The sequence below is a fragment of the Microlunatus soli genome, assembly GCF_900105385.1.
Lineage (GTDB): Bacteria > Actinomycetota > Actinomycetes > Propionibacteriales > Propionibacteriaceae > Microlunatus > Microlunatus soli.
Window position 1 is genome coordinate 2,088,537 of record NZ_LT629772.1, and the last position, 22,501, is coordinate 2,111,037.

General features: G+C 68.2%; 22 protein-coding genes. 7 read left to right on the forward strand and 15 right to left on the reverse strand.

Going from position 1 to position 22,501, the window contains the following annotated elements; all coding sequences use genetic code 11:
• Positions 1–52: 52 nt before the first annotated feature.
• A complete protein-coding gene (locus BLU38_RS09745; RefSeq protein ID WP_091523653.1) occupies positions 53–478 on the reverse strand; it encodes a peptidoglycan-binding domain-containing protein in 426 nt (141 codons plus the stop codon).
• 190 nt (positions 479–668) lie between these two features.
• Between BLU38_RS09745 and BLU38_RS09750 the strand changes: the two genes are divergently transcribed.
• On the forward strand, positions 669–3,866 hold the full coding sequence (locus BLU38_RS09750) for an AfsR/SARP family transcriptional regulator (RefSeq protein ID WP_172836107.1): 3,198 nt from the start codon (positions 669–671) through the stop codon (positions 3,864–3,866).
• A 36-nt stretch (positions 3,867–3,902) separates the two neighbouring features.
• On the opposite strand, the gene BLU38_RS09755 is transcribed toward BLU38_RS09750, so the two are convergent.
• Positions 3,903–5,465, reverse strand: coding sequence for an FAD-dependent oxidoreductase (locus BLU38_RS09755; RefSeq protein ID WP_197680057.1), 1,563 nt, complete (start codon positions 5,463–5,465; stop codon positions 3,903–3,905).
• A 75-nt stretch (positions 5,466–5,540) separates the two neighbouring features.
• Here BLU38_RS09755 and BLU38_RS09760 point away from each other — a divergent pair, with 75 nt between their 5' ends.
• Positions 5,541–6,173, forward strand: a complete 633-nt coding sequence (locus tag BLU38_RS09760) for a TetR/AcrR family transcriptional regulator (protein ID WP_091523664.1) — start codon at positions 5,541–5,543, stop codon at positions 6,171–6,173.
• Between the two features lie 39 nt (positions 6,174–6,212).
• On the opposite strand, the gene BLU38_RS31640 is transcribed toward BLU38_RS09760, so the two are convergent.
• The 3 genes from BLU38_RS31640 to BLU38_RS30830 form a co-directional block, all read right to left on the reverse strand.
• Positions 6,213–7,508, reverse strand: a complete 1,296-nt coding sequence (locus BLU38_RS31640) for a lysophospholipid acyltransferase family protein (RefSeq protein WP_231920257.1) — start codon at positions 7,506–7,508, stop codon at positions 6,213–6,215.
• Positions 7,501–8,556, reverse strand: a complete 1,056-nt coding sequence (locus BLU38_RS09770) for an NAD-dependent epimerase/dehydratase family protein (protein WP_091523668.1) — start codon at positions 8,554–8,556, stop codon at positions 7,501–7,503. Before BLU38_RS09770 ends, BLU38_RS31640 begins: the two co-directional genes overlap by 8 nt.
• Positions 8,557–8,806: 250 nt before the next feature.
• Positions 8,807–8,908, reverse strand: coding sequence for a 30S ribosomal protein bS22 (locus BLU38_RS30830; RefSeq protein WP_042842924.1), 102 nt, complete (start codon positions 8,906–8,908; stop codon positions 8,807–8,809).
• A 247-nt stretch (positions 8,909–9,155) separates the two neighbouring features.
• On the opposite strand from BLU38_RS30830, the gene BLU38_RS30835 reads away from it, so the two are divergent.
• Positions 9,156–10,046: a phosphotransferase family protein gene (locus BLU38_RS30835; protein WP_157683342.1), complete on the forward strand. Its 891-nt coding sequence runs from the start codon at positions 9,156–9,158 to the stop codon at positions 10,044–10,046.
• Here the strand turns inward: BLU38_RS30835 and BLU38_RS09780 are convergent.
• Together BLU38_RS09780 and BLU38_RS09785 are read right to left on the reverse strand one after the other, a co-directional pair.
• Positions 10,016–10,489, reverse strand: a complete 474-nt coding sequence (locus BLU38_RS09780) for a pyridoxamine 5'-phosphate oxidase family protein (RefSeq protein WP_091523677.1) — start codon at positions 10,487–10,489, stop codon at positions 10,016–10,018. The two genes, BLU38_RS30835 and BLU38_RS09780, sit on opposite strands and share 31 nt — an antisense overlap.
• On the reverse strand, positions 10,486–12,147 hold the full coding sequence (locus BLU38_RS09785; protein ID WP_091523680.1) for an AMP-binding protein: 1,662 nt from the start codon (positions 12,145–12,147) through the stop codon (positions 10,486–10,488). The genes BLU38_RS09780 and BLU38_RS09785 overlap by 4 nt, the downstream gene beginning before the upstream one ends.
• An 84-nt stretch (positions 12,148–12,231) precedes the next feature.
• Here BLU38_RS09785 and BLU38_RS09790 point away from each other — a divergent pair, with 84 nt between their 5' ends.
• On the forward strand, positions 12,232–13,029 hold the full coding sequence (locus tag BLU38_RS09790; protein WP_091523684.1) for a queuosine precursor transporter: 798 nt from the start codon (positions 12,232–12,234) through the stop codon (positions 13,027–13,029).
• A gap of 227 nt (positions 13,030–13,256) precedes the next feature.
• On the opposite strand, the gene BLU38_RS09795 is transcribed toward BLU38_RS09790, so the two are convergent.
• The 5 genes from BLU38_RS09795 to BLU38_RS09815 all read right to left on the reverse strand — a co-directional run bounded on the left by BLU38_RS09795 (position 13,257) and on the right by BLU38_RS09815 (position 16,532).
• Positions 13,257–13,943, reverse strand: coding sequence for a carboxylesterase family protein (locus tag BLU38_RS09795; protein WP_197680058.1), 687 nt, complete (start codon positions 13,941–13,943; stop codon positions 13,257–13,259).
• Between the two features lie 85 nt (positions 13,944–14,028).
• Positions 14,029–14,529, reverse strand: a complete 501-nt coding sequence (locus tag BLU38_RS09800; RefSeq protein WP_157683343.1) for a DUF402 domain-containing protein — start codon at positions 14,527–14,529, stop codon at positions 14,029–14,031.
• A 230-nt stretch (positions 14,530–14,759) separates the two neighbouring features.
• Positions 14,760–15,224: a hypothetical protein gene (locus BLU38_RS09805; protein ID WP_091523690.1), complete on the reverse strand. Its 465-nt coding sequence runs from the start codon at positions 15,222–15,224 to the stop codon at positions 14,760–14,762.
• A 35-nt stretch (positions 15,225–15,259) separates the two neighbouring features.
• On the reverse strand, positions 15,260–16,249 hold the full coding sequence (locus tag BLU38_RS09810) for a phosphotransferase family protein (RefSeq protein WP_157683344.1): 990 nt from the start codon (positions 16,247–16,249) through the stop codon (positions 15,260–15,262).
• Positions 16,250–16,301: 52 nt separating this feature from the next.
• Complete coding sequence (locus tag BLU38_RS09815; RefSeq protein ID WP_091523697.1) at positions 16,302–16,532, reverse strand: helix-turn-helix domain-containing protein; 231 nt, start codon at positions 16,530–16,532, stop codon at positions 16,302–16,304.
• Between the two features lie 323 nt (positions 16,533–16,855).
• Here BLU38_RS09815 and BLU38_RS09820 point away from each other — a divergent pair, with 323 nt between their 5' ends.
• Positions 16,856–17,143, forward strand: coding sequence for a DUF1540 domain-containing protein (locus tag BLU38_RS09820; RefSeq protein ID WP_091532206.1), 288 nt, complete (start codon positions 16,856–16,858; stop codon positions 17,141–17,143).
• A 63-nt stretch (positions 17,144–17,206) separates the two neighbouring features.
• On the opposite strand, the gene BLU38_RS09825 is transcribed toward BLU38_RS09820, so the two are convergent.
• The 3 genes from BLU38_RS09825 to BLU38_RS09835 are packed head-to-tail and all read right to left on the reverse strand — an operon-like array spanning position 17,207 to position 20,321.
• Complete coding sequence (locus BLU38_RS09825) at positions 17,207–18,379, reverse strand: acetoin utilization protein AcuC (RefSeq protein WP_091523700.1); 1,173 nt, start codon at positions 18,377–18,379, stop codon at positions 17,207–17,209.
• On the reverse strand, positions 18,376–19,248 hold the full coding sequence (gene proC, locus BLU38_RS09830) for a pyrroline-5-carboxylate reductase (protein ID WP_269458168.1): 873 nt from the start codon (positions 19,246–19,248) through the stop codon (positions 18,376–18,378). The genes BLU38_RS09825 and proC overlap by 4 nt, the downstream gene beginning before the upstream one ends.
• Positions 19,245–20,321 (reverse strand): aspartate-semialdehyde dehydrogenase, encoded by a 1,077-nt coding sequence (locus tag BLU38_RS09835; protein WP_091523704.1) that lies wholly within the window; start codon positions 20,319–20,321, stop codon positions 19,245–19,247. The genes proC and BLU38_RS09835 overlap by 4 nt, the downstream gene beginning before the upstream one ends.
• A gap of 159 nt (positions 20,322–20,480) precedes the next feature.
• Here BLU38_RS09835 and BLU38_RS09840 point away from each other — a divergent pair, with 159 nt between their 5' ends.
• Both BLU38_RS09840 and BLU38_RS09845 read left to right on the forward strand, forming a co-directional pair.
• Positions 20,481–21,293 carry a CPBP family intramembrane glutamic endopeptidase gene (locus BLU38_RS09840; protein WP_331715073.1) on the forward strand — a complete coding sequence of 271 codons (813 nt, stop codon included), beginning with the start codon at positions 20,481–20,483 and terminating at the stop codon, positions 21,291–21,293.
• Between the two features lie 207 nt (positions 21,294–21,500).
• Positions 21,501–22,496: a transglutaminase-like domain-containing protein gene (locus tag BLU38_RS09845; protein WP_091523709.1), complete on the forward strand. Its 996-nt coding sequence runs from the start codon at positions 21,501–21,503 to the stop codon at positions 22,494–22,496.
• The last annotated feature ends 5 nt before the right edge of the window (positions 22,497–22,501 follow it).

The window sequence follows — 22,501 nt, forward strand, 5'->3', positions numbered from 1 at the left end:
GCCCCTGTTGATCATGGTCGTCGACCGGTGGTCGGACCGGCCCGACCGGTGATCAGACCGGGCGGAGCCGCAGGCAGCGCCAGGTGTCGGGTCCGACGATCCCGTCGCGCGCGGTCCAGGAGCAGTAGTGCTGCAGATTCCAGACCGCCTTCTTGGTCTTGCTGCCGTAGATGCCATCGACCGAACCCGGGTTGAAGCCGTTCTTCTTCAACAGGCACTGGATCTCCTTGACCCGGTTCCCGGTGGCGCCCGGCCCGACGATCTTGTTCCAGGCCCAGCTGTAGCCTGCGGTCCAGCCGCCGTAGTGCGCCGTGTTGCGCCAATAGACGTGACAGGACGCGTACGGCTGCACGCTTCGGGTCGCCTCGGTCGGTGCCGCTCCCCGGTCAGCGCTCGGTGCGGCGGTCGCCGTTGCCACCGACCCGGCCGCCAGCGCGAGTCCCATCGCTGCTGTTGCAGCGGCTCGTGCGATCTTCATGATCAACCCCTTCGTTCTCCTGCAGCCGGCATTCGGCTGCCGACCGCAGTACGCGACGATCGCGTTGGCATCAGCCTCGGACGAGTCGCTGAACCCGTTCTGTGGTTAACCTGAAGTCGCGTCGCAGACCCCACTCGGACCGGACCCTCCGGTGCGAGGCGGCCCGGAACATCACGAAAGTGACCACACCGTGCTGATACGCGTGCTCGGCCCGCTGGAGGTACAGACACCCGACGGCTGGCGTCGGATCGGTGCGCCGAAATGGCGTGCGCTGCTGGCCCGGCTGTCCCTCGACGCCCACAGCCCGGTCTCGGTGGATGCGCTGATCGATGAACTGTGGGGCGACCGGCCACCGCCCGGCGCGGTCAACCAGATCCACGGGTACGTGTCCCGGATCCGGTCACTCTTCGGTGACCGGGGACGTAGCGTGCTGGCCACTCGGTCGCCGGGCTATGAGCTGGCGGTGGACACCGACGATCTGGACCGGCTGTCCTTCGAGCACTGGGCGACACGGGGTGACGGCGCGATGCGCCGAGCCGATCACCGAGCGGCCGCCGACCACTACTACCGCGCACTCGGCCTGTGGCGCGGGGCGGCCTACACCGATGCGGCAACGGGCGAGGCCGTACGCCGTGAGGCCGACCGGCTGACCGAGCGACAGCTCGCCGTCCAGGAATCCCGGATCGACGCCGACCTGGCGCTGGGGCGACCGGCGGTGGAACTGGTCGTCGAACTGGAAGCCGCTGTCCGGACACACCCGTTCCGCGAGCACCTGCACGAACAGCTGATGCTCTCCCTCTACCGGAGCGGACGGCAGGCCGACGCGCTTGCGGTGTACCGCTCGGTGTACGACCGGCTGGACGACGAGTTGGGGGTCCGACCGGGCGATCCGCTGAATCGGCTGCAGCAGCAGATCCTGGCCTCCGACCCCGATCTGACTCCGAGCACCCCAGGATCGGCGCCGGCACGATCCTCATCCACGGCGCCGGAGTCGACAGTCGGCAGCGAGCCCGCGGTCCCCCGCCAACTGCCGGCCGACGTCGCCGACTTCACCGGCCGGGGGTCCGATCTTGCGGCCCTGGACGATTGGCTGGAGTCTGCTGATCATGGCCGCGCACCGGCGGCGATCGCATTGATCGCCGGCGGCGGATTCGGCAAGACGGCGCTCGCCCTGCACTGGGCGCATCGCGTCGCCGGTCGATTCCCCGACGGCCAGCTCTATCTCAACCTGCGCGGCTTCTCCGGCACTCCGGCGCTGTCGGTCGATCACGCACTGGCCTCCCTGCTGCACGCTCTGCAGGTGCCCGCCGATCAGGTGCCGAACGATGTCGATGAGGCCGCGGCGCTGCTCCGGACCCGGTTGGCGGATCGCCGGATGTTGATCATGCTGGACAACGCCGCTGACAGTGATCAACTGATCCCGTTGCTGCCCGGCAGCGGCGGCAGCCGGACGATGATCACCAGCCGGGACGCTCTGCCCCGACTGCAGGCCCGCGGCCGGGCCGGCACCCACCGGATGAACGCACTCGAACCGGCGGAGGGCCGTCGGCTGGTCGCGATGATCATCGGCCAGGAACGCGCCGCCGCCGAGCCCGATGCGGTCGATCAGTTGGTCCGGCTCTGCGCCGGACTGCCCCTGGCAACGCGGATCGCGGCCGCCCAACTGGTCGGCCATCCCGATCTCACGGTTGCCGACCAGGTCGCCGAGCTGCTCGGGGATGATCATGGACCGCCGCGGCTGACCGCACTCGATCTGGACCGCGACGATCCGGAGGTATCGGTACGGGCAGCGTTCGAGCTGTCACTGCGTCGGCTGGCCCCGGAGCTTCGCCGGCTGTTCTGCCTACTCTCGTTGATTCCCGGCGACACCTTCGGACCGTCGGCAGCAGCGGCACTGACCGGATACGAGCCCGACATCGCCCGCAACCGTCTTGATCAACTGTGCGCTCGCGGCATGCTCACCAGCACCGGCCGGCTCCGCTACGGGCTGCACGACCTGCTGCGCAGCTACGCCTCCGAACGACGGACGTCGGAGATCGAGCGCAGCGAGTCGACAGCGGCCCGGAACGCCTTGTTCTGCTGGTATCTGGCAACGGCTGCCGGTGCCGTCGAGCAGGCCGTCCCGGCCATGGTCCGACTCCCGGACACGGTTCCACCGGCCCACCCGGAGACCGGCTTCGACAGCGCGGCGACGGCTCTGCAGTGGTTGGACGTCGAACGGGCGGAGTTACGAGCGCTCGCTGCCGATGCCGTACTCGACCCGGATCGCCCGGTCTGGCTGTTGGCCGACACACTCCGGGCCTACTTCTTCCACCAACGCCACCCCGACGACTGGATCGCCGTCGCCGAGGCCGGCGCCCGCTCGGCCCGACAGGCCGGCCGGCTCCGGGCCGAGGCGGCCGCCGAGTTGAGCAGCACCCAGGCCTACCGCGGCATCTCCCGTTACGACGAAGCGGGCCGGCATGCCGATCGCGCGCTCGCCCTGGCCGAGACGGCCGATTGGCCGGCGGTGGCCGGCGCCACCTGGAACGAACTCGCCGTGTTGCAGATGGAACGCGGGAACTTCCGTGCCGCACCGGAACTGCTGCTGCGCGCGATCGACATCTACCGCGGCCTCGGCGACACATCAGCCGAGGCCAGCCTGCGTACGAATCTCGGCCAGGCGGCCCGACAGTTGGGCGATCTCGCCACGGCCGCCGAACAGTTCGGCCGGGCGATCGACCTGCTGCCGGCCGAGGCGAGTGTGATCAGGGGCCTGATCCATGGCTCGCTGGGCGAGATCCACCGGCTGATGGGCCGACCGGAGATCGCCCGGACCGAGCTCGATCAGGCCCAGGCCGAGCTGTGCGAGACCCGGCAGCAGCTCGGGCTGGCGAGTTCCTGGGCCAGCCGCTCCGCGCTCGAGGTCGACTGCGGTCGACTGGAGGCCGCCTACGACGCCGCCGAGCAGGCACTGAAGCTGGCGAACGCGCAGCAGAGTGATCGGCTGATCGCCGCAGCTCTGGACGCTCGGGCCGAAGTCAGGCTGGCTGCCGGTGACGGCGCCGCAGCGCTCGATGATGCCAGCACGGCGGAACAGCTCGCCGCGACCTCGAGCTCGGAGTTCGAGCACGCGCACTGCCTGGTCACCGTCGCCCGATCGTTGCTGGTGCTGGGCCGGTGCGGGCCGGCAGCCGACGCGGCAACCCGGGCGGCCGCGGTCGCCGACCGGTTCGGCTATCGGATCCAGGCCGGTGATGCCGAGGCGGTGCTCGCCGAGATCCAGCTCCGGCTGGGGCGCCGGGACCGCGCACGGAACAGTGCCCGCCGCGCTGTCACGCTGCACCGGTTGAGCGGCCATCTCCCGGGCGAGCGCCGCGCCGAACAGATGATGGCCGGTCTCGGCTGACTCGATCGGACGCAGAGTGCGCCGGCCCTGGGCGGCTCACCGGACGAGCTCGTTGCAGGCGGAGCGAGGCCGGGTGTCGGTCGGCATCGACGCACCGAACCAGAGTTGCAAGGCGGCAGCCAGTTCGTCCGGCCCGCCGGCGTCGGTCGCGCAGACGTGTCCGTCCGGGCGGACCAGCGCCAGGCCGGGAAGGTCGTCGTCCACCGGGCCGGCCACGGTGGCGATCGTCACCCCGGGGACGTCCCGGACCGCCTCGGTTGCCCAACCGGGCAGCCCCGCCCCCAGATCGACCAGCAGTCCGTCGCCCCGATGCTGCAGATCCGACAGGTGCCGCCGACCGGCGCCGGACCGATGGCCGGCGTCGGCGGTCTCATCGGCGATCGGCAGATCCGGCATCCGCAGCCCGAGCAGTGGATGCGCCGTCCCCGGCATCGGGTAGCGGGTATCCAGACCGGAGACCATCCCGGACAGGTAGCGGTTGGCGTCGGGCAGCCGGAGCAGATCGGTGAACACCGACCGCAGCGCGCCGAGGTCGGGATGGTCGGCGCCCATCAGCAGGCCCTGGGCACGGGTGTTGACCAGCACCCGTTCGGCGACCGGATGCCGTTCGGTGTGGTAGCTGTCCAGCACCGATTGCGGCAGCCGACCGGCGACCACGGCACCGAGTTTCCAGCCGAGATTCATGGCGTCCTGGATGCCGAGGTTGATGCCCTGACCGCCGGCCGGCAGATGGATGTGCGCGGCATCGCCGGCCAGCAGCACCCGACCCTTCCGGTAGGTCTCGGCCTGCCGACTCGCGTCGCTGAACCGGGACGCGTGGAGGATCTCGACCAGACCGACGTCGGGTCCACAAGCTGCGGTCAGGGCGCGTTGCACCTCGTCGCGGCCCACCGGGGTGTTGCGGTCCAGCCCCTGCTGTTCACTGCCGCCGAACAGCAACCGGTGGACGCCGTTGCCGAGCGGGCTCAGGATGGCCAGGCCGTCGGCATGAGGGTGCAGGTAGCGGCTGAAGTGTCCGGGCGTCTCGTCCTCGACACCGCTGAGCCTGATGTCGCAGGCAGCCATCGCGACCAGCCCGGCCCGACCGGGAAACCCGATCTCGGCGAGCCGCCGGACCCGACTGTGCGCACCGTCGGCGCCGATCAGGTAGTCGGCCCGGATCTGCCGCGTCTCCGCCGTGCTTCGCACGACGCCGGTCACGCCGTCGTCGAGTTGCTGCAGGTCGGTCAGCGCCGCACCGCGCCAGAGCTCGACCTGCGGGAAGGCGGCCAACTCGGCCTCCAGAACGCACTCCAGGTCGTACTGACCGATGCTCACCGGGACCGGGAAACGGGAGCCGAACGGCGTCGTGTCCAGCGGAACGGGGAGCCCGGCGAAGTGACCACCGATCTGCTCGCGACTGCGGACGTAGGGCTGCATCGCCGACAGCAGTCCGCGCATCTGCAGGACCTCCGTTGTACGGGGCTGGATGCCGCTGGCTCGCGACTGCCGATTCCGTTCCGCTGCAGCTTCGACGACCAGCACCGAGGCACCTGCACGACCGAGCTCGAGGGCCAGCGCCAACCCGGTGGGGCCGGCACCGATGATTGCCACGTCCACATCAATTCCTAACCGATTAAGAAACTTTACTCAGTAAACGTACTGCCTGAGTCAACACTTGTCTAGGATGAGCTGGTGGACACTTCGACCGGGCTGAGAGAGCTGAAGAAGCAACGGACCCGCCAGGCGATCTCCGACGCCGCGATCCGGCTCTTCATCGAGCGCGGGTTCGCGGCCGTCTCGGTCGCCGACATCGCCGCGGCCGCCGAGGTGTCCAAGCCGACGCTGTTCAAGTACTTCCCGTCCAAGGAAGATCTGCTGATCGACCGGATCTCCGACCATCTGGACGAATTCGCCCGGGCCGTCCGCGGCCGGTCAGCCGACGAGACCCCGTTGGCGGCGCTGCGCCGGCACACCCTGCATCAGCTCGAGATCCGGGAACCCTTCAGCGGCCTGAACGACGATGCCGACTCGCTGCGGTTGCGAGAGATGATCTTCAGTACCCCGAGTCTCGGTGCGCATATGCTGCGGTTCGCCCGGATCAGTGAACGGGAGCTGTCGGATGCGCTGATCGAGGCCGGCGTCGAGGAGTTGGATGCCCGGTTGGCGGCGACCCAGATCATCGGCAGCTATCTGACCCTGGCCGAGGAGAACTGGCGTCAACTCAGCGCCGGCCGCACCGCGACCGCGCAGTATCCGAAGGCCCGACGCGCAGCCGAGCACGCCTTCGATCTACTGTCCGACGGGCTGACCGACGCCGGCGTCTGACCTGCTGACCTGCCGTCGTCCTGCACCCGCCGCCGGACCTCAGCCGAAGATGCCGCCGCGGTCGGTGAGCAACTCGTACAGCGACTGCTGGATGGTCTCCCGGACCTGATCGGTGACGTTGAAGACGACCATCGGATCATCGGCGGCACCGGTCGGCAACTCGTCGGTGGCGATCTGCTCGCCGAACTGGATGATCCACTTCGACGGCAACGGAATCATCCCGATCAGCCCCAACAACGGGAACAACGGAGTCACCGGAAAGTACGGGACCCCGAGCATCCTGGCCAGCGCCGGCAACTGGGCGACCTGCGGATAGATCTCCTCCGAACCGACGATCGACACCGGGACGATCGGCACCTGCGCCCGCACCGCGGCCGACACGAATCCACCCCGGCCGAATCGCTGCAGCTGGTAACGCTCGGTGTAGAGCTTGCCCAGCCCCTTGAAACCTTCGGGGAAGACGGTCACCAGATCGCCGCGTTCGAGCAGCCGTTCGGCATCCTCCTGACAGGCCAGGGTGGCGCCGATCTTGCGTGCCAGATCCGCCGAGTACGGCGTACCGAAGATCAGATCCGCGCCCAGGCAGCGGGCGTGTCGTTCGGACTCGTCGAAGATCACCGACTGCAGCATCATCGCGTCGATCGGCAGCACGCCGGCATGGTTGGACACCAACAGGGCGGCACCGTCGGCCGGAATGTTCTCCGCGCCACGGACCTCGATCCGGAACCAACGACGGGACAGCTGCCGCAGCACCGGCAGCCAGGCGGTGGTGGTGAATTCGGGATCGAATCCGAACTCGTCGACGGCGTAGTCACCGGCCATCCGGGACCGGACGAATTCGGTCAGTTCCTCGCTGCTGGCCGTCCAGTCCACGCCCAGCCGACCAGCCAGGTCGATCGCCGTACGCAGTGGGTCGTCGGCCAGCTCGCGGAGTCTGGTGTTGGGCAGTTCACCGAGCCCGGCCAGCAGCCGTTGGCCGGCCGTCGCCAGCTCGGTCAGCAGCCGCCCCAGTTCGGCTCCCGGCGGCTGATCACTCGGTGGCGCTGCCGTGGTTCCTTGATCATCTTCGGGATGATCATGAACCCGTCGATCATGATCGGGATGATCTTGGGAGCCCCGACCACGACCTTGACCGCCCTGGCCGACGGTCGAGTCGTCGGGTACGGACGCTGCCCGCTGACGACCGTTCTCGGCGGCCACTTGTTCCTCACTCGGACCGTCCTGTCGCTGCGACGTGGTGCGAGCACGGACCCGGCGCGGCACCGCCCGCTGGTTGCGACCGCCCTCGTCGTCGGGACGATGATCATCCAGCGCGATCACGTCGGCCTTACCCACGACTGCCCCGCTCCCCCGCCAACGCCGCGACCCGATCGACGGTCCGGCCGGCCAGGGCCGCGGCCCGATCCAGGACCGTCGACACCCGGGTCCGATGCAGCGGCCCCGGTCGCGCGGCAGCGGCGAACTCGTCCAGTGCGGCCCGCGAGCTGATCTCCGGCTCGAAGCCGACCGCGCGGAATCGTGACGTGTCCATCACCCGACCATAGGTGAGTGCAGCAATCTGATCGGCGGTCAGGTCGACCGCCCGGGCCTGCCGAGCGATGCCGCTCAGACTCGGCGCCCATCCGGCCGGCAGCGGCATCGCCGGATTGCCGACGGCAGCCAGCACCAGGCCGAGTGTGACGACGTCGTCGGCGGCGACGTTGAAGGTGCCGGGCAGATCCCGTTCGGTTGCGGCGAGCAGAGCCCGTACGGCGTCGGTGGGGTGCAGGAACTGCAGCCTGGCGTCGTAGCCCATCGGTCGCGGCACCACCGGCAGGGTGAGGTAGCGGGTCAGCCAGGAATCGACGCCGGCGCCAAGCCGACTGGCCAGTCGCAGGGTGCTGACGACCAGGTCGGAACGACGCCGGGCCAGGCCGCGGACATAGCTCTCGATCTCGATGGCGTCCTTGGCGAATCCCGATCGTGGCTGGACCCGGGCGTTCATGTCCTCGGTGAAGCGGGCCGGGTCACGGGGTGAGGCGCCGTACACGGCGGCGGAGGACTGCACCACCAGTCGGTGCACCGAGGGGGCACGTTGGCAGGCGGCCAGCAACTGCATGGTGCCGATGACGTTGATCTCTTTCATCACCGAGCGGCCGCCCGGACCGTTGGGTGTGGCGATCATCCCGAGATGGACCACGGTGTCGACCTGCTCGGCGGTGATCACCCGACTGATCGCGGCGTTGCGGATGTCGGCCCGGACGTAGCGGGCCTCGCCGATGTCGAAACGCGGTGGTACGACGTCCACCCCGATCACGACCACGTCGGGCGACGCCGCCAGCGTACGGGCGAAGCGCGCACCGAGATCCCGGGAGACCCCGGTCACCAACACGACCCGCGACATGCCCCGACGGTAGCGCGTCGGGACGGTTCGGAGCGATTCGACCGATGGTCCGCTCGGCGAACGGGAATCGACGAAAGACCTGCGCGATGAGGGCGCTACCCGGCAGCGTTCCAGCCGACAGCGGGTGCGCCAAGACCGCGGCCGAGCTGTGGAACAGCAGGCCCGAGGCCGATCACCCGAGAGAAGCCCACCGGACCTTGCCCTCCGGACGACGCGATGGCCGTCGGCGCAGCAGGCCGGTTGCCGGCGACTACTTGCCGGCGCGGCGGCGCTGGATGCGCGTGCGCTTCAGCAGCTTGCGATGCTTCTTCTTCGCCATCCGCTTGCGGCGCTTCTTGATGACCGAACCCACGTGTGGACCTCTCGATACCCCCGGACCCAGGCCCAGGACCAACGCTCTGTTGGCATTTTGCAGCTGTGTCGCCGGGCAACCGGACGTCATCAGGAGACGTCGTTATCCGGACAAGACCCTGATGTTACCCGCCAGCGCGGTTCGGGCGCGAATCGTCGGTGTCCGCTCTCCCGTCGGGCCGCCGGTCGACGGTACGAGATACACGGCCGCCCTTGACCCGGGACGGCGCAGCGGCTGCAATCCTGTCATGGAAGCCGCACAGGTCACCGGGCACGCACGTCGGTTGGGGATCGGCGATGTCGGTAGACCGGTCCCGTTGAAGCCCGGGCTCGGCGGCAATGAACTCTGGCGGCTGCGGCGTGACCGATCCGGTGCCGGTGATCTGGTGTTGCGGCTGTTTCCGGTCGGCGCAGACGATGCGCTCGCCGACCGTGAGTCGGCGGCCCACGCGGTGGCTGCGGCGCACGGGGTCCCGACGCCGCGGATCGTGGGTCAGGACCGGCTCGACGACCGCCCCGTGCTGGCGATGGAGTGGGTGCGCGGTCCGCTGGTCAGCGAGGCGTTGTGGACCGGCTCCGACCCTGAACGACTGGGCCGCCGATGCGGAGAACTCCTGGCCACCCTGCATCGGATCACGGCCGCGGAAGTGGACCGGACGCTGCGGATCGCGAACCTCCCGAACGTGCTGGTCGAACGGGACTGGATCGACTGGTCCGGCCCGCGGGCCGCCGACCTTCGTCCGGTGCTCGCCGGGCTGGATGATCATCGGTTGTTGCATCTGGACTTCCATCCGGAGAACCTGGTGCTCGCCGGAGACGACATCGTCGTCCTGGACTGGGCGAACACCCGACTCGGCCCGGCGTCGGCTGATCTGGCCCGGACCGCGTCGATCATCGACCTGATCCGCGACGGCGGACACCCCGACATCGGCGCTGCGCAGCAGATCGCGATGATCACCTTCGGCGACGGCCTTGTCGCCGGGTACGCAGCAGCCGCAGCCGAGCCACAGGTCCCGGCCGTCGTGCGCGCCTGGGCAGCCGCAGTGCAGTTGGTCGACCTGACCGCGAGCTGGGTCACGCCGGCCTACCAGGATCGACTGCGGCAGCGTTACCTCAACGCGTTGCCGAACAGGCCGTAGCTGCGTTCGACGTCGAACTGGTAGATCAGCCGCTGCTCCTGGACCATCGCCTGCAGGAACTCGTCGTGTCCCAGCGGCGCCCCGTTCCAGAACAGCATGCCGGCCGGCGGATCCATCGCGGCTTGCATGATCGAGAAGAGTTGCCAGTTCTGCTCCGCGGCGTCGTCGCCGTCCAGCACGGTGACGGTGGTGTCCAGTGTCAGGTAGCTGTACTGATCGTCGGCCGAAGCGCCGAAGACGAACAATGTGCACCGGGGATCCCGCCGAAGATGGGCCGTCCGGCGGCGGTGCCGGGTTCCCGACGACCACAGCCGTCCGTCGACCAGCGCGATCCCGCAGCGGACGGCGTGTGATGATCCGTCCGGCCGGGTGGTGATCATGGCGGCCGCGCGATGATCATCGAGATAGTCGGCGACGTCCGGATCGAGCGACTCGCCGTTCATGCTGTCTCCGGCGCCGGCTGGAGGCCGAGTCGACTGATCGACTCCTCGCGCATCTGCACCTTCCTGATCTTGCCGGTCACCGTCATCGGGAAGTCATCGGTGATGATCACGTAGCGGGGGATCTTGTACCGCGCGAGCTGGCCACTGCAGAAGGACTTCAGCGCGTCGGCGTCGATCGGCTCGGCACCTGCGCGCAGTTTGATCCAGACGCAGAGTTCTTCACCGTACTTGGGATCGGGGACGCCGACGACCTGGGCGTCGGAGATGTCGGGGTGGGTGTAGAGGAACTCCTCGACCTCCCGCGGATAGACGTTCTCGCCGCCACGGATCACCATGTCCTTGATCCGGCCGACGATGTTGACGTAGCCGTCAGCACGCATAACACCAAGATCACCGGTGTGCATCCAGCCGTCCGCGTCGATCGCCGCGGTCGTCTTCTCCGGTTCGTTCCAGTAGCCGAGCATCACCGAATAACCCTTGGTGCACAGCTCTCCCGGCTCGCCACGGGGTGCAGTGGCGCCGGTCGCGTCGGTGATCTTGACCTCGACATGGGAATGCACCCGGCCGACGGTCGCGGTGCGGCGTTCGACGTCGTCATCGCGTAACGTCTGCAGCGAGACCGGCGAGGTCTCGGTCATCCCGTACGCGATCGACACCTCCCGCATGCTCATGTCGTTCATGCACCGCTTCATCACCTCGATCGGGCAGTTCGAGCCGGCCATGATCCCGGTCCGCAGCGTGCTCAGGTCGTAGTCGGCGAAGTCGGGATGATCAAGCTCGGCGATGAACATCGTCGGGACGCCGTAGAGCGCCGTTGCCCGCTCGGCCTGGACCGCCGACAGTGCCGCGTCCGGCGCGAATCCCTCGCTCGGGATGATCATGGTCGCGCCGTGGGTGGTGCAGCCGAGGTTGCCCATCACCATGCCGAAGCAGTGATAGAAGGGCACCGGGATGACCAGTCGGTCGGCGTCGGTGAAACCGATGGTCTCGGTGACCTGGTAGCCGTTGTTCAGGATGTTGCGATGGCTCAGCGTGGCGCCCTTGGGGTAGCCGGTGGTGCCGGAGGTGTACTGGATGTTGATCGGTTCGTCCGGTGTCAGCCCGGCCAGCGCTTCGGCGATCGCTGTCTCCGGCTGGTCGGCACCTGCCGCGATCAGGTCCTGCCAGGTCTGCTCGCCGAGGTAGATGATCCGGGACAGCGCCGGGCAGTCCGGGCCGACCTCGGTCAGCATCGCGCGATAGTCGGCATCCTTGAAGCCGGCTGCACTGATCACCGTCGAGCAGCCGGACTGGTTGAGCGCGTAACGGAGCTCGTGGCTGCGGTAGGACGGGTTGATGTTGACCAGGATCACGCCGATCTTTGCGGTGGCGTATTGCACCAGCGTCCATTCGGCCCTGTTCGGCGCCCAGATCCCGAGCCGGTCGCCCTTGGCGACGCCGAGACCGAGCAGGCCGCGGGCCACCTCGTTGACCGCGGCATCGAACTCGGCGTAGGTCCACCGGCGTCCGGTCGCACACTCCACCAGTGCGTCGTTGTCGCCGAACCGGGCGACGGTCCGTTCCAGGTTGGCGCCGATCGTCTCGTCCAGCAGGGCCGGCTCGCTCGGCCCGGCAGCGTACGACGGTTCGGCCCTGACTTCTGCGGCAGGTGAACTCATGGCGTCACGGTACCGCCAGGATCGGGCCGTCGGAACAGTTCGCGATTCGCCTCGGCACGGCTTCGCTCCCTACCCTTGCTGGCTATGACCGAGCCTGTCCTCTCTGGGCGGCCGACGCAGCAGATCGAGCGGGACGACTCCGCATCCGATCGACGGACCACCGGTCCCGCTGCGCCGGCCTTCGCCCAGCTCTCCAGCCCCTATTTCCCGATCCTGGTCGCCGGCTTCGTCGGCGTCATGTTGATCAGCAACATCACCGGCACCAAGGGTGTCGTCCTCTTCCCCTTCCTGAACTTTTCCGCCGGCCCGTTCTCGATGCACGGCCTGGTCACCGACGGGGCCTTCTACCTCTTCCCCGCCGCCTACGTGCTGGGTGACGTGATCAGCGAGGTGTACGGCTTCAAGGCGATGCGCAGGGTGATCCTGTCCGGCTTCGGCGTGCTGCTGCTGGCCTCGCTGTGTTTCTGGATCACCGTCCAGTTACCGGCCGCCGACTTCTACGAGGGTCAGCAGGCCTTCGAGGCCGTCGCCGGCGTCGTACCGCGCTTCCTGGCCGCCGGACTGGCCGGCTATCTGGTCGGCGAATTCCTGAACTCGTTGGTGCTGGTGAAGATGAAGGCCCGGTCCGGTGAACGCCGGCTCTGGGCCCGGCTGCTCGGCAGCACCGTGGTCGGCGAATTCGCCGACACGCTGATCTTCTGCGCCATCGCCGCCGGCGCGCTGGGCATCTCGACCTGGCAGGACTTCGTCAACTACACGGTGATCGGATTCGCCTGGAAGACCCTGGTGGAGATCCTGGTGATGCCGATCACCTACCGGGTGACCGCCGCCCTGAAGCGTCGCGAGCCGACCTACCAGCAGGCCCTGCAGGCCCACCCCTGAGCCACCCCCAACCCGCCGACCCGTCGATTCCTCCCGACTTTCCCCGGTGTGTCGAGGAGGAAAAGACGGATCGGCAGCCGTCGTCGGAGGCTCTGAGCCCATCGAGAAATGATCGTCCCGACGAAGATCGCGATACCGGGCAGTCGACATGATCATGGCATCGTCGTCCCGCCTCACGGCTGCCCCGGTCGGCGGTCGAGGGAAGACATGCCTAGGCGAGAACGCGATCAGCCCGCGTTGATGCCGTCATCCACAGCTGCACGACGATGATCGAGCAGCCAGTCGTACAGCGAGCGATCGTCATAGGCGGCGGTCCAGGCATCGTGGCCACCGACCGGGTTGATCGTCGCCCGGATGTCACCCCCGGCCGCCTCGATCGCCTCGACGATGCCGGTGGTTCCGGCTATCGGCACGATCGGATCGTCGGTGTTGTGGAACGCCCAGATCGGCAGCCCGGTCAGGCGATCGGCCGTCGCAGGATCGCCCCGACCGCAGATCGGCGCGATGGCGGCGAACCTGCCGGGCTGTCGAGCAGCAAGACTCCAGGTGCCGCTCCCGCCCATGCTGAGCCCGGTCAGACAGACCCGGTCGGGATCGATCGGCAGGGTCGCGACGAGTTCGTCGATCAGCCCGAACAGCGACTCCTGGTGATCCTCCCACCTGGTGTCGGCCGGGCACTGCGGCGCCGCCATCACGAACGGCAGCTCCTGGCCCTGGCTGACCTGCCGCGGTGGGCCGTGCACCGCCACCAGCTCAAGGTCGTCGCCGCGTTCACCGGCGCCATGCAGGAAGATCACCAGCGGCAGCGGCTCGGACCCGCCGTCCGGTCGGTGCAGCAGATAGGCCAGGTCGTCGGACCGCATCGTCGAGTCCGCGCCGGCGCGTTCGGCAGCCCGGAAGCGTTGGTTATCCATTCGAGAAGTTGATCACACTCGGCAACACACGCAGCACCTCGCGAGCGCGGATCCCGCCCTTCGGGACCGCGGCATCGCCGACCGCCTATCGGGCAGTGGCCTGCGCCCATCGCAGCCACTGCGTACCGAGGGTGGCGAACGGCTCGTCGTGCCCGGCCAGCATTCGACACACGACCGTTGCCGCAGCCCGCGCGTGGTGATCTTGCTCGTCGGTGATCATCGCGGCATCCCGAGCGGCGTCGTACTCGTCCTGGTCGACCAACCCGAAGTCGTTGCCCCTGGACCACAGATCGAGCTCAAGATCGACATAGTCAGCGGAGTTCGCCGCACGCTCCGCAGGAGTAGCGATGTCGACTGTGATGCCACCGTCCTGCCACCACCAGGCAGTCCACCACGCAGCACGGGTAATGAGCTGGACACCGTCCATGGCCAGCCGACTGACGGGTCTCCCCGCCCGATCACGGTTCGTCGTGCCGGCGGGTGCGTACAACCAGGTGCCGTACTCGTCCTCGGCCAGCAGATCGGCATGCCAGGCACGGGACTCCCCCGTCAGCTTGTTCTTGGTGACCTTCCACTGTTCTGACACGGGAGCCGACGCTACCGTCGGATCCGATTCGTCAAAGCATCCCCAATGCGGCGCGTCCGGGCCGAAGCTGATCGCAACTTTGCTTGCGAAGCTCGCCGCGACCTGCACCGCGGCAACAGTGCAGATGATCATGTCGGTGGCGATCCGAGGTGTGGGTTCTCGCAGCAGGGTGGCACCCGCCCACACAGGTGTCTGCGACGGGTCCGCAGCGGACCATCGGCCGATCGCCGTCACCGGTGCCCATCAAGCAGGATCGCCTTGTCGATCCTCCCCATGATCCGGTAGGCACGGGCCCAGACGGTCGGGTCGGCCAGCGGAAGCCCACGCCAGTGGGCCGTCACGCGCGACGGCATCGGCTCCACTCCGTTCGGTCCGTGCAGGGCGAAGTTCACCAGCAGATCGACCGGACCGTCGAGGACGAGTCTGCGATCGGAGGCGTAGACGCCGCCGGTCAGGGTCTCGTCCCGATAGGCCAGTCCACCGATCGTCAACGCGTCCAACACGTGAGCGACCGGAGCGTCGACGGTGATATCCCAGTCGTGGGCGACATGGACGAGGCCCAGGCCGAGCAGCAGTCCCGAGCCACCGACCGCCGGTTCGAGGCCATGCTCCCGCAGCGCGATGATCACACGCAGAGCGTCTGCCAGCGGCGGTGTGACCGGCTCGCCGTCCGCGGCCGATTCGTGATCGTCCACCTGGCCATCCTTCCACCGCCGAGCGGGTCGGCAGCTCAGATCATCGCGTCGACGGCCCGCAGGTTGGCGATCGTACGGTCCCGGCGCTGCTCGGTCCAGGCTGTGGTGTGGCCCTCCGGTGGTGGCGCACCGATGATCGTCATGAAGAGCTGGACCGGCAGCCAGTCGGGAAGATCACCTCCGCGCGCACGAACGTAGTGGCGCCAGAATCCCTTGCGCAGCACGGACATCTCCGGTTCGTGCTGCCAGACGCCCGGACCCCAGCCACCGAAGTCGAGGTCGCTCAGCGGATGCTGGACACCGGCACTCTCCCAGTCGATCAGGCCGGCCACGGCACCGTCGGAGTTGATCATGATCTGGCCCTCGTTCAGATCCCGATGCGCAAAGGTCGAGGGCATGTCCAGGCACGGCGACATGATCTTCATCCAGACCCCTGCCCGGTGGGCTGAAAGCAGTGCCGCATCCGCCAGCGACCTGCAGAGTTCCTCCAACACCCCAGGGCGGAGGTAGTCCTCCACATGCCACAGCGTGCGTTCCAGCGGATCGGGGCTGGCCGGTGGTGACGACCGCAGTGTCTCCGGCACGGCGGCGACGTCAATGCGGTGACAGCCGGCGATCAGTTCGGCGAGTTCGGCCAACATCTGCTGCCAGCGTTCGCGGTCGGCACGATCCTGGACTGCTGCCCAGGTCCGCCAAGGACCGCGGGAGATGACGCTGACCGGGTAGGGCCAGAGTTCCTCGTCGTCGAGCCGGGCGATCAGCCGCGGGGCGGCAATGCCGTACTGCTCCAACAGCGGCAGGGCCGCCGCCTCCCGCTCGAGCCCGGGCACCCACCGGTGGCTGCGCGGCAACAACACGACGCAATCCGGTGCCAGGATCGCGAAGCGATGCCAGCCCTCCCCGGTCAGTTCGACCGCGGACAGGTCCGGCAGATCGAGCACCGTACGCAGCCGCGCACGTTGCGGTGGCGTCAGGACGATCTCCAGCGCGCGCGGAGCTATCTCGCGCGAGGGCGGGCCTGGCACGTTTGCGGTCGTCAGCCGAGGTGTGCTGTCAGAGCTGGGAAGCCGTTGAGGCCTACCCGGTCTCGAAGTAGGAGCCGCGGAGATAGTCGTGGACGGCCTTCTCGGGCACTCGGAAGCTTCGGCCGAACCTGGCCGCCTCGAGTTCCCCGGAGTGGATCATCCGGTAAACCGACATCTTCGACACGCGCATCACCGACGCCACCTCGGCGACGGTCAGGAACTTCACGCCGGAGAGCGTCCCGTCGATCGGGGTCACGCCCGGCGAGTCAGGCTGATTGGTCATCAGAGCACACCGTTTCCGATCCGCGTCGTGGCTGGCTTCCCCTCCAGCGTCGTGCGCGCATCTGCTGTGAGACTAGTGGCAAACGGGGCAATTGGGAAAGCCGCGGCGTCGAAATTCCGCCGACACGCCGCGAACAGAGCTTGACCAATGCCTGACACTTTCCCTGCGCCGGGGGTGACGAGCACCCTGATCGGACGTTAAGGCCAGCCTCACCTGGCTGGACGGCGACGGGTTCCGGGTGCATCGTGGACAGTGACTGAGTGACCTGCGCCACATCGAAGGATCACTGGGGCCACATCCGAGGAACCCAACTGGAGGCGACGATGACCACGATGAGCCTGCCGATCGTCAATACCTGCAGCGTCGAGGGCTGCTCCTACAACCACGACCACGACTGCCACGCCGGCGCGATCACCGTGATCGAGGAGACCTCGGCCTGCGGCACCTACTTCGCCGACGGCCACAAGGGCGGCGGCGCCGAGACCGGCCACGTCGGCGCCTGTCACCGCACTGACTGCGTCCACAACTCCTCGTTGGAGTGTTCGGCCGAAAGCGTCGAGATCGGTCCTGCCGGTGACGTCGCCGACTGCCTCACCTTCAGCGCCCGCTGAACCAGCCGCGCAGAGTTCAGGATCCGGGCAGAATTCGGGATCCGGTCAGAGTTCGGGATCCGGTCAGAATTCGGGATCCAGGCCGAGCTCGGGGAACACGGCCCGCCGGGTGGCCAGGATCGCCTGATCCAACCGGCTCGCGGGATCGAAGCCCTCGCTCATCGGAGCGAAGTCGATCGGACTGCCGTCGGTCATGCTCTCCGGTGCGTCCGCGCCCTGCTGATCGCGCCAGCTCTGTGGGATCTGCGTCTGGGGCGGGATCGGCCGACCGGAAATGATGCCCAACAGGTGCGCCCAGGCCCGCGGTACGACGTCGACGAGGGCGTAGCCGCCGCCCCCGGCTGCCACCCAGCGCCCGTCGGTCAGTTCGTCGGCCAGTCGCGCGATCTCCAGGTACGACGCCCGCTGGCCGTCAACGCTCAGCCGCAGATCGGCCAGCGGATCGTGCCGGTGTGAGTCGCAGCCGTGCTGACTGATCAGGATGGTCGGCTTGAACGCTGCCAACGCCTCCGGCACCACCGCGTCGAACGCCCGCAGCCAACCCCGGTCGTCGGTCCCCGAGGGCAACGCCACATTGACCGCACTGCCGACCGCCGCCGGTCCGCCGGTCTCGTGCGGGTATCCGGTCCCGGGGAACAGTCGGACCGGCGTTTCATGCAGGCTGATCGTCAGCACCCGCGGATCGTTGTAGAAGATCGTCTGGACGCCGTCGCCGTGGTGAACGTCGACGTCGACGTAGGCGATCCGTTCGCAGCCCTGCTGCAGCAACCAGTCGATCGCGATCGCCAGATCGTTGTAGATGCAGAAGCCGCTGGCCGCCGAGGGCATCGCGTGATGCCAGCCGCCGGCGATGTTGACCGCCCGCCGGACCTCGCCCTGCCAGACCGACCGAGCCGCCTCGACACTGGCCGCCGCGACCTGGGAACTCACCTCGTGCATCCGTGGGAACACCGGATTGTCGGTGGTGCCCAGTCCGTGGATCGGATCGGGCTCGCCGGCCCGTACGGCGTCGATGTAGTCGTCGGTGTGCACCCGGCGGATCAGCGCGTCGCTCGGCGCCGGCGGTTCGACCACCTGCAGGTGCTCCAGGACGCCGAGCGCCTTGGCCAGCGTGACCGCACTCTTCACCCGGCCGGGGGCCATCGGATGCAGCGCGCCGAAGTCGTAGCGGGTGAGCAGATCGGACAGGATCAGCCTGGCCTCAGCCGACCGGGTGGGCGCCGCATCGGCACTCATGCGGGGGCGTTCCTTCCCGGAGCCTCGTCGGCCCCGTTCTGTCCGGCCTCGTCACGGGCGGCTTCGGCCAGCGCACGACTGCGGTCCCGGGCGGCTTCCATCGCACCGAGGAAGGCGGCGCGGACCTTGTGGTCCTCGAGCACCCGAATGGCGGCCGCGGTGGTGCCGCCGGGCGAGGTCACCCGCTCACGCAGCACGGTCGGATGATCGCCGGTCTCCTTCAGCAGCTTGGCCGAGCCGTACATGGTCTGCACCGCCAACTCGGTAGCGGTGTGCCGCGGCAGCCCGAGGTGGACGCCGGCCTCGATCATCGCCTCGACCACCAGGAACAGGTACGCCGGGCCGGTGCCGGAGATCGCGGTGACGGCGTCCTGATACTTCTCCGGGACGATCACAACCTCGCCGGTCGCCGACAACAGCTTGGCGACCTGTTCGACCTGGTCGGACTCGGTGTGCTTGCCACCGGACAGCGTCGCCATCCCCTCGTCGACCTGGGCCGGGGTGTTCGGCATCACCCGGACGACCGGCGTACCGGACGGCAGGTGTGCCTCGATCACGTCGGTCGCCACACCGGCGGCCAGCGAGGCCACCAGGGCACCCGGCCGCAGCGCCGGTCCGATCTGGTCCAGCACGGCGGTGATGTCCTGCGGTTTGACCGCGACCAGCACGGTCGCGGCAGCCGCCGCGGCCTCGGTGTTACCCAGCACCCGGATGCCGTAGCGCTGTGCCAACTCGTCGCCGCGTTCGGGCCGCCGGACGGTGGCGACGATGTCGGCGGCGTCCCAGCCGGCCCGAAGCAGCCCGGAGAACACCGTCTCGCCCATCACACCGGCGCCGATGATCGCCAGCCGGACCGGCCGTTGGCTCACGGGGCGACCAGTTCCTCGGGACGTCCGAACGATCCCGCCGGTCCGGCGATCCGGGTCGCGATCTGCTCGGCGATCTGGACCGCGTTCAGCGCCGCACCCTTGCGCAGATTGTCGTTGCTCACGAACAGCACCAACCCCTTGCCCGCGGGTGCGGACTGATCGGCACGGATCCGACCGACGAACGCCGGATCCTTGCCGGCTGCCTCCAGCGGGGTCGGGACGTCGCTGAGCTCGACGCCGGCCGCCTCACCGAGCAGCGCGGTCGCCTGCTCGGGGCTGAGATCGTTGTCGAACTCGGCATGGATGGCCAACGAATGCCCGGTGTAGACCGGAACCCGGACGCAGGTCCCGGCGACCAGCAGGTCCGGCAGGTGCAGGATCTTGCGGGACTCGTTGCGGAGCTTCTGTTCCTCGTCGGTCTCCAGCGTGCCGTCGTCGACGATCGAACCGGCAAGTGCCAGCACGTTGAACGCGATCGGCTTGGCGTAGACGTTCGGCTCCGGGTAGTTGACCGCGGAGCCATCGAAGGCGAGCTTGGCTGCGTCGCCGGTGACTGCCTGGGCCTGACCGTCGAGTTCGTCGACACCGACACCACCCGAGCCCGAGACGGCCTGATAGGTGGCGATCATCAGCCGGTTGAGGCCGGCGGCCTGGTGCAGCGGCGCCAGCACCGGCATCGCGGCCATCGTGGTGCAGTTGGGGTTGGCGATGATCCCCTTCGGCGGATTGACCGCATCCTCGGGATTGACCTCGGACACGACCAGCGGGACGTCGGGATCCATCCGCCAGGCCGAGGAGTTGTCGATCACGACCGCACCGGCGGCGGCGACCTTCGGCGCCAGCGCCTTGGAGGCGTACTTGCCGTTGGAGAACAGTGCGATGTCCAGACCGCTGAAATCGGCAGTCTCGGAATCCTCGACGGTGATCTCACCGTCCTTCCATGGCAACGTCTTCCCCGCCGACCGCGCAGAGGCGAAGTAGCGAATCTCGGACACGTCGAAACCGCGCTCGTCCAGGAGGTGGCGCATCACGCCGCCGACCTGACCGGTCGCACCGAATACTCCAATACGCATGCCCCGAGCATAGAAGCCCGACCCGCCTGGGGCCGCATCGCCGCCACCGACTGGACACCGATTCCCCGTTCCCGCGCACCTTCGAGGTTCCCGCGCGTTCCACAGACTCCGCGGCAGCCTCGAACTTGCGCGGGAACCGTGGGGGCGGAAGATGGTCGGGTGAGCGATGCGACGACGGCGCCGGATGCCGCGGGGACGAGATCAGCGGGTTGGATCCGGGCCGAGGTGCTGATCGTGCTCGGGCTCTCGCTCGGGCAGTCGGCGATCTATTCGATCCTCAGCATCGCCGATCGGCTGACCCAGCAGAAGGCCCTGAACGAACAGTCGTCGTCGCTGAACTCGTCGGTCACCCCGGACCGGCCTTGGCTCGATCTGTCCTACCAGGTCGTCAACATCGCCTTCCCGTTGGTGCCGGTGCTGCTCGCGCTCTATCTGCTCTGGCTGCACAATCCGGCCGGGATCCGCCGCCCCGGCCAGGTGATCGGCTTCGACCTGCGCCGTCCCGGCTTCGATCTCGGTCTGGGCACCCTGACCGCACTCTGCATCGGGATCCCCGGCCTCGGCCTCTACCTCGGCGCCCGGGCGCTCGGGCTGAACACCCAGGTGCAGGCTTCCGGCCTCGGCGACAACTGGTGGACGGTTCCGGTGCTGATCCTGTCGGCCGCTGAGAACGCCGTCGTGGAGGAGGTGATCATGCTCGGCTTCCTCTACACCCGGCTTCGACAGTTGACCTGGCGCGGCCAGCAACTGGTCTGGCCGGTGATCATCATCGTCAGTGCGTTGGTCCGCGGCAGCTATCACCTCTATCAGGGCTTCGGCGGCTTCACCGGCAACCTGATCATGGGCGTGATCTTCGGGCTGATCTATCTGAAGTGGAAGCGGGTGATGCCGTTGGTGATCGCCCACACCCTGCTCGACATCGCCGCCTTCGTCGGCTACGCCCTGCTGGCACCCCACGTCAGTTGGTTGTAAGGGGTCAGCTGGTTGTAAGGGTCAGTTGGTTGTAAGTGGTTCGGAGCCTGTCGAAGATCGACCAGGTCCGGCGGGACCACCGGACGACCGGGCTCAGCCGGCGAAGGGTAGACGGGCCCCCTCCGTACGTCGCCATTCCGGCGGTCGGCCGGAATGATGCGCTGCCGAGCTTGACCGCGACGGTGCGCGACGTGCTGGACTCGCTTCATGACCGAAGCGCAGAACCTGCCAGGTCGGCGATCCGACGTATCGTCGCCGAACGGGTACGACCCGAGACAGTGGGCGGTGCACACCGCGTATTCCGATCCCGGTCCGTATGCCGACCTCCTGCTGGCCGTGCCTGCGCAGATCGAAAAGCTGTCCGCCGTGGCTCGGAACCTGATCATCCACTATCGGGCTTCAGGCCTGAAGTTACCCGAGGAGACCAGGGACGACATCGATGCCCGGTGGATCGCAGCGATCCTCGATCTTGATCAACAGCGGCATCCGCAACCGCTGGACGTCGAGCGCGATCCGATCTCCAAGGTCCAGGGCTGCTGTCGCGATCACTCCCTGTTCAGCGTCGCCGTGCTGCGTCAGCACGGCGTGCCGGCAAGGCTCCGGTACGGCTTCGCGCACTACTTCCACCAGGACTACGGCGCCGACCATGTGATCGTGGAGATCTGGCTGTCGGAGGAGATGCGCTGGTTGCGTTTCGATCCGGAAGTCGGCGAGCCGATGGAACGGTTGACCACTCCTCAGGACATCCCGCACGGTCCCGACGCACCCTTCACCACCGCGGCCGAGTGCTGGTTGGCATACCGGGCCGGGACGATCGATCCACGGACCTACGGTGCCGGTCCGGGTGTCGGCGTCGGCGGTGCTTGGTACATGCAGGGGGCGGTCTTCTACGATGCGGCGTTCCGAGCGGGGCACGAGTTGCTGGTCTGGGACACGTGGCCGGGAATGAGCTCACCGGACGGCGTCACCACAGCTGAGGCCCGACTCGCCGATGAACTGTCCGCGTTGATCGTCGCTGCCGACTCCGGCGATGCCGACGCCGAGCGTCAGCTGATCGAGCGGATGCGCTCGGATCCGACCGTCGGGCCGGGCACGAGCGTGCGCACCATGTCCCCGCGCGGAGATCCCGCGCGCACCACCGATCTGACCAGGCGTCCCGGCACCAGGGGCACGCGATCGACGGGCCGTCGACAGGCTCAGTGATCTTC

Excerpts from the sequence above, each read along its gene's own strand:
- BLU38_RS09745 (WP_091523653.1), bottom strand. The coding sequence starts at position 478 with ATGAAGATCGCACGAGCCGCTGCAACAGCAGCGATGGGACTCGCGCTG.
- BLU38_RS09770 (WP_091523668.1), bottom strand. The coding sequence starts at position 8,556 with ATGTCGCGGGTCGTGTTGGTGACCGGGGTCTCCCGGGATCTCGGTGCG.
- BLU38_RS30835 (WP_157683342.1), top strand. The coding sequence starts at position 9,156 with ATGGAAGCCGCACAGGTCACCGGGCACGCACGTCGGTTGGGGATCGGC.
- BLU38_RS09780 (WP_091523677.1), bottom strand. The coding sequence starts at position 10,489 with ATGAACGGCGAGTCGCTCGATCCGGACGTCGCCGACTATCTCGATGAT.
- BLU38_RS09785 (WP_091523680.1), bottom strand. The coding sequence starts at position 12,147 with ATGAGTTCACCTGCCGCAGAAGTCAGGGCCGAACCGTCGTACGCTGCC.
- BLU38_RS09790 (WP_091523684.1), top strand. The coding sequence starts at position 12,232 with ATGACCGAGCCTGTCCTCTCTGGGCGGCCGACGCAGCAGATCGAGCGG.
- BLU38_RS09795 (WP_197680058.1), bottom strand. The coding sequence starts at position 13,943 with ATGGATAACCAACGCTTCCGGGCTGCCGAACGCGCCGGCGCGGACTCG.
- BLU38_RS09815 (WP_091523697.1), bottom strand. The coding sequence starts at position 16,532 with ATGACCAATCAGCCTGACTCGCCGGGCGTGACCCCGATCGACGGGACG.
- BLU38_RS09820 (WP_091532206.1), top strand. The coding sequence starts at position 16,856 with ATGACCACGATGAGCCTGCCGATCGTCAATACCTGCAGCGTCGAGGGC.
- BLU38_RS09825 (WP_091523700.1), bottom strand. The coding sequence starts at position 18,379 with ATGAGTGCCGATGCGGCGCCCACCCGGTCGGCTGAGGCCAGGCTGATC.
- BLU38_RS09835 (WP_091523704.1), bottom strand. The coding sequence starts at position 20,321 with ATGCGTATTGGAGTATTCGGTGCGACCGGTCAGGTCGGCGGCGTGATG.
- BLU38_RS09845 (WP_091523709.1), top strand. The coding sequence starts at position 21,501 with ATGACCGAAGCGCAGAACCTGCCAGGTCGGCGATCCGACGTATCGTCG.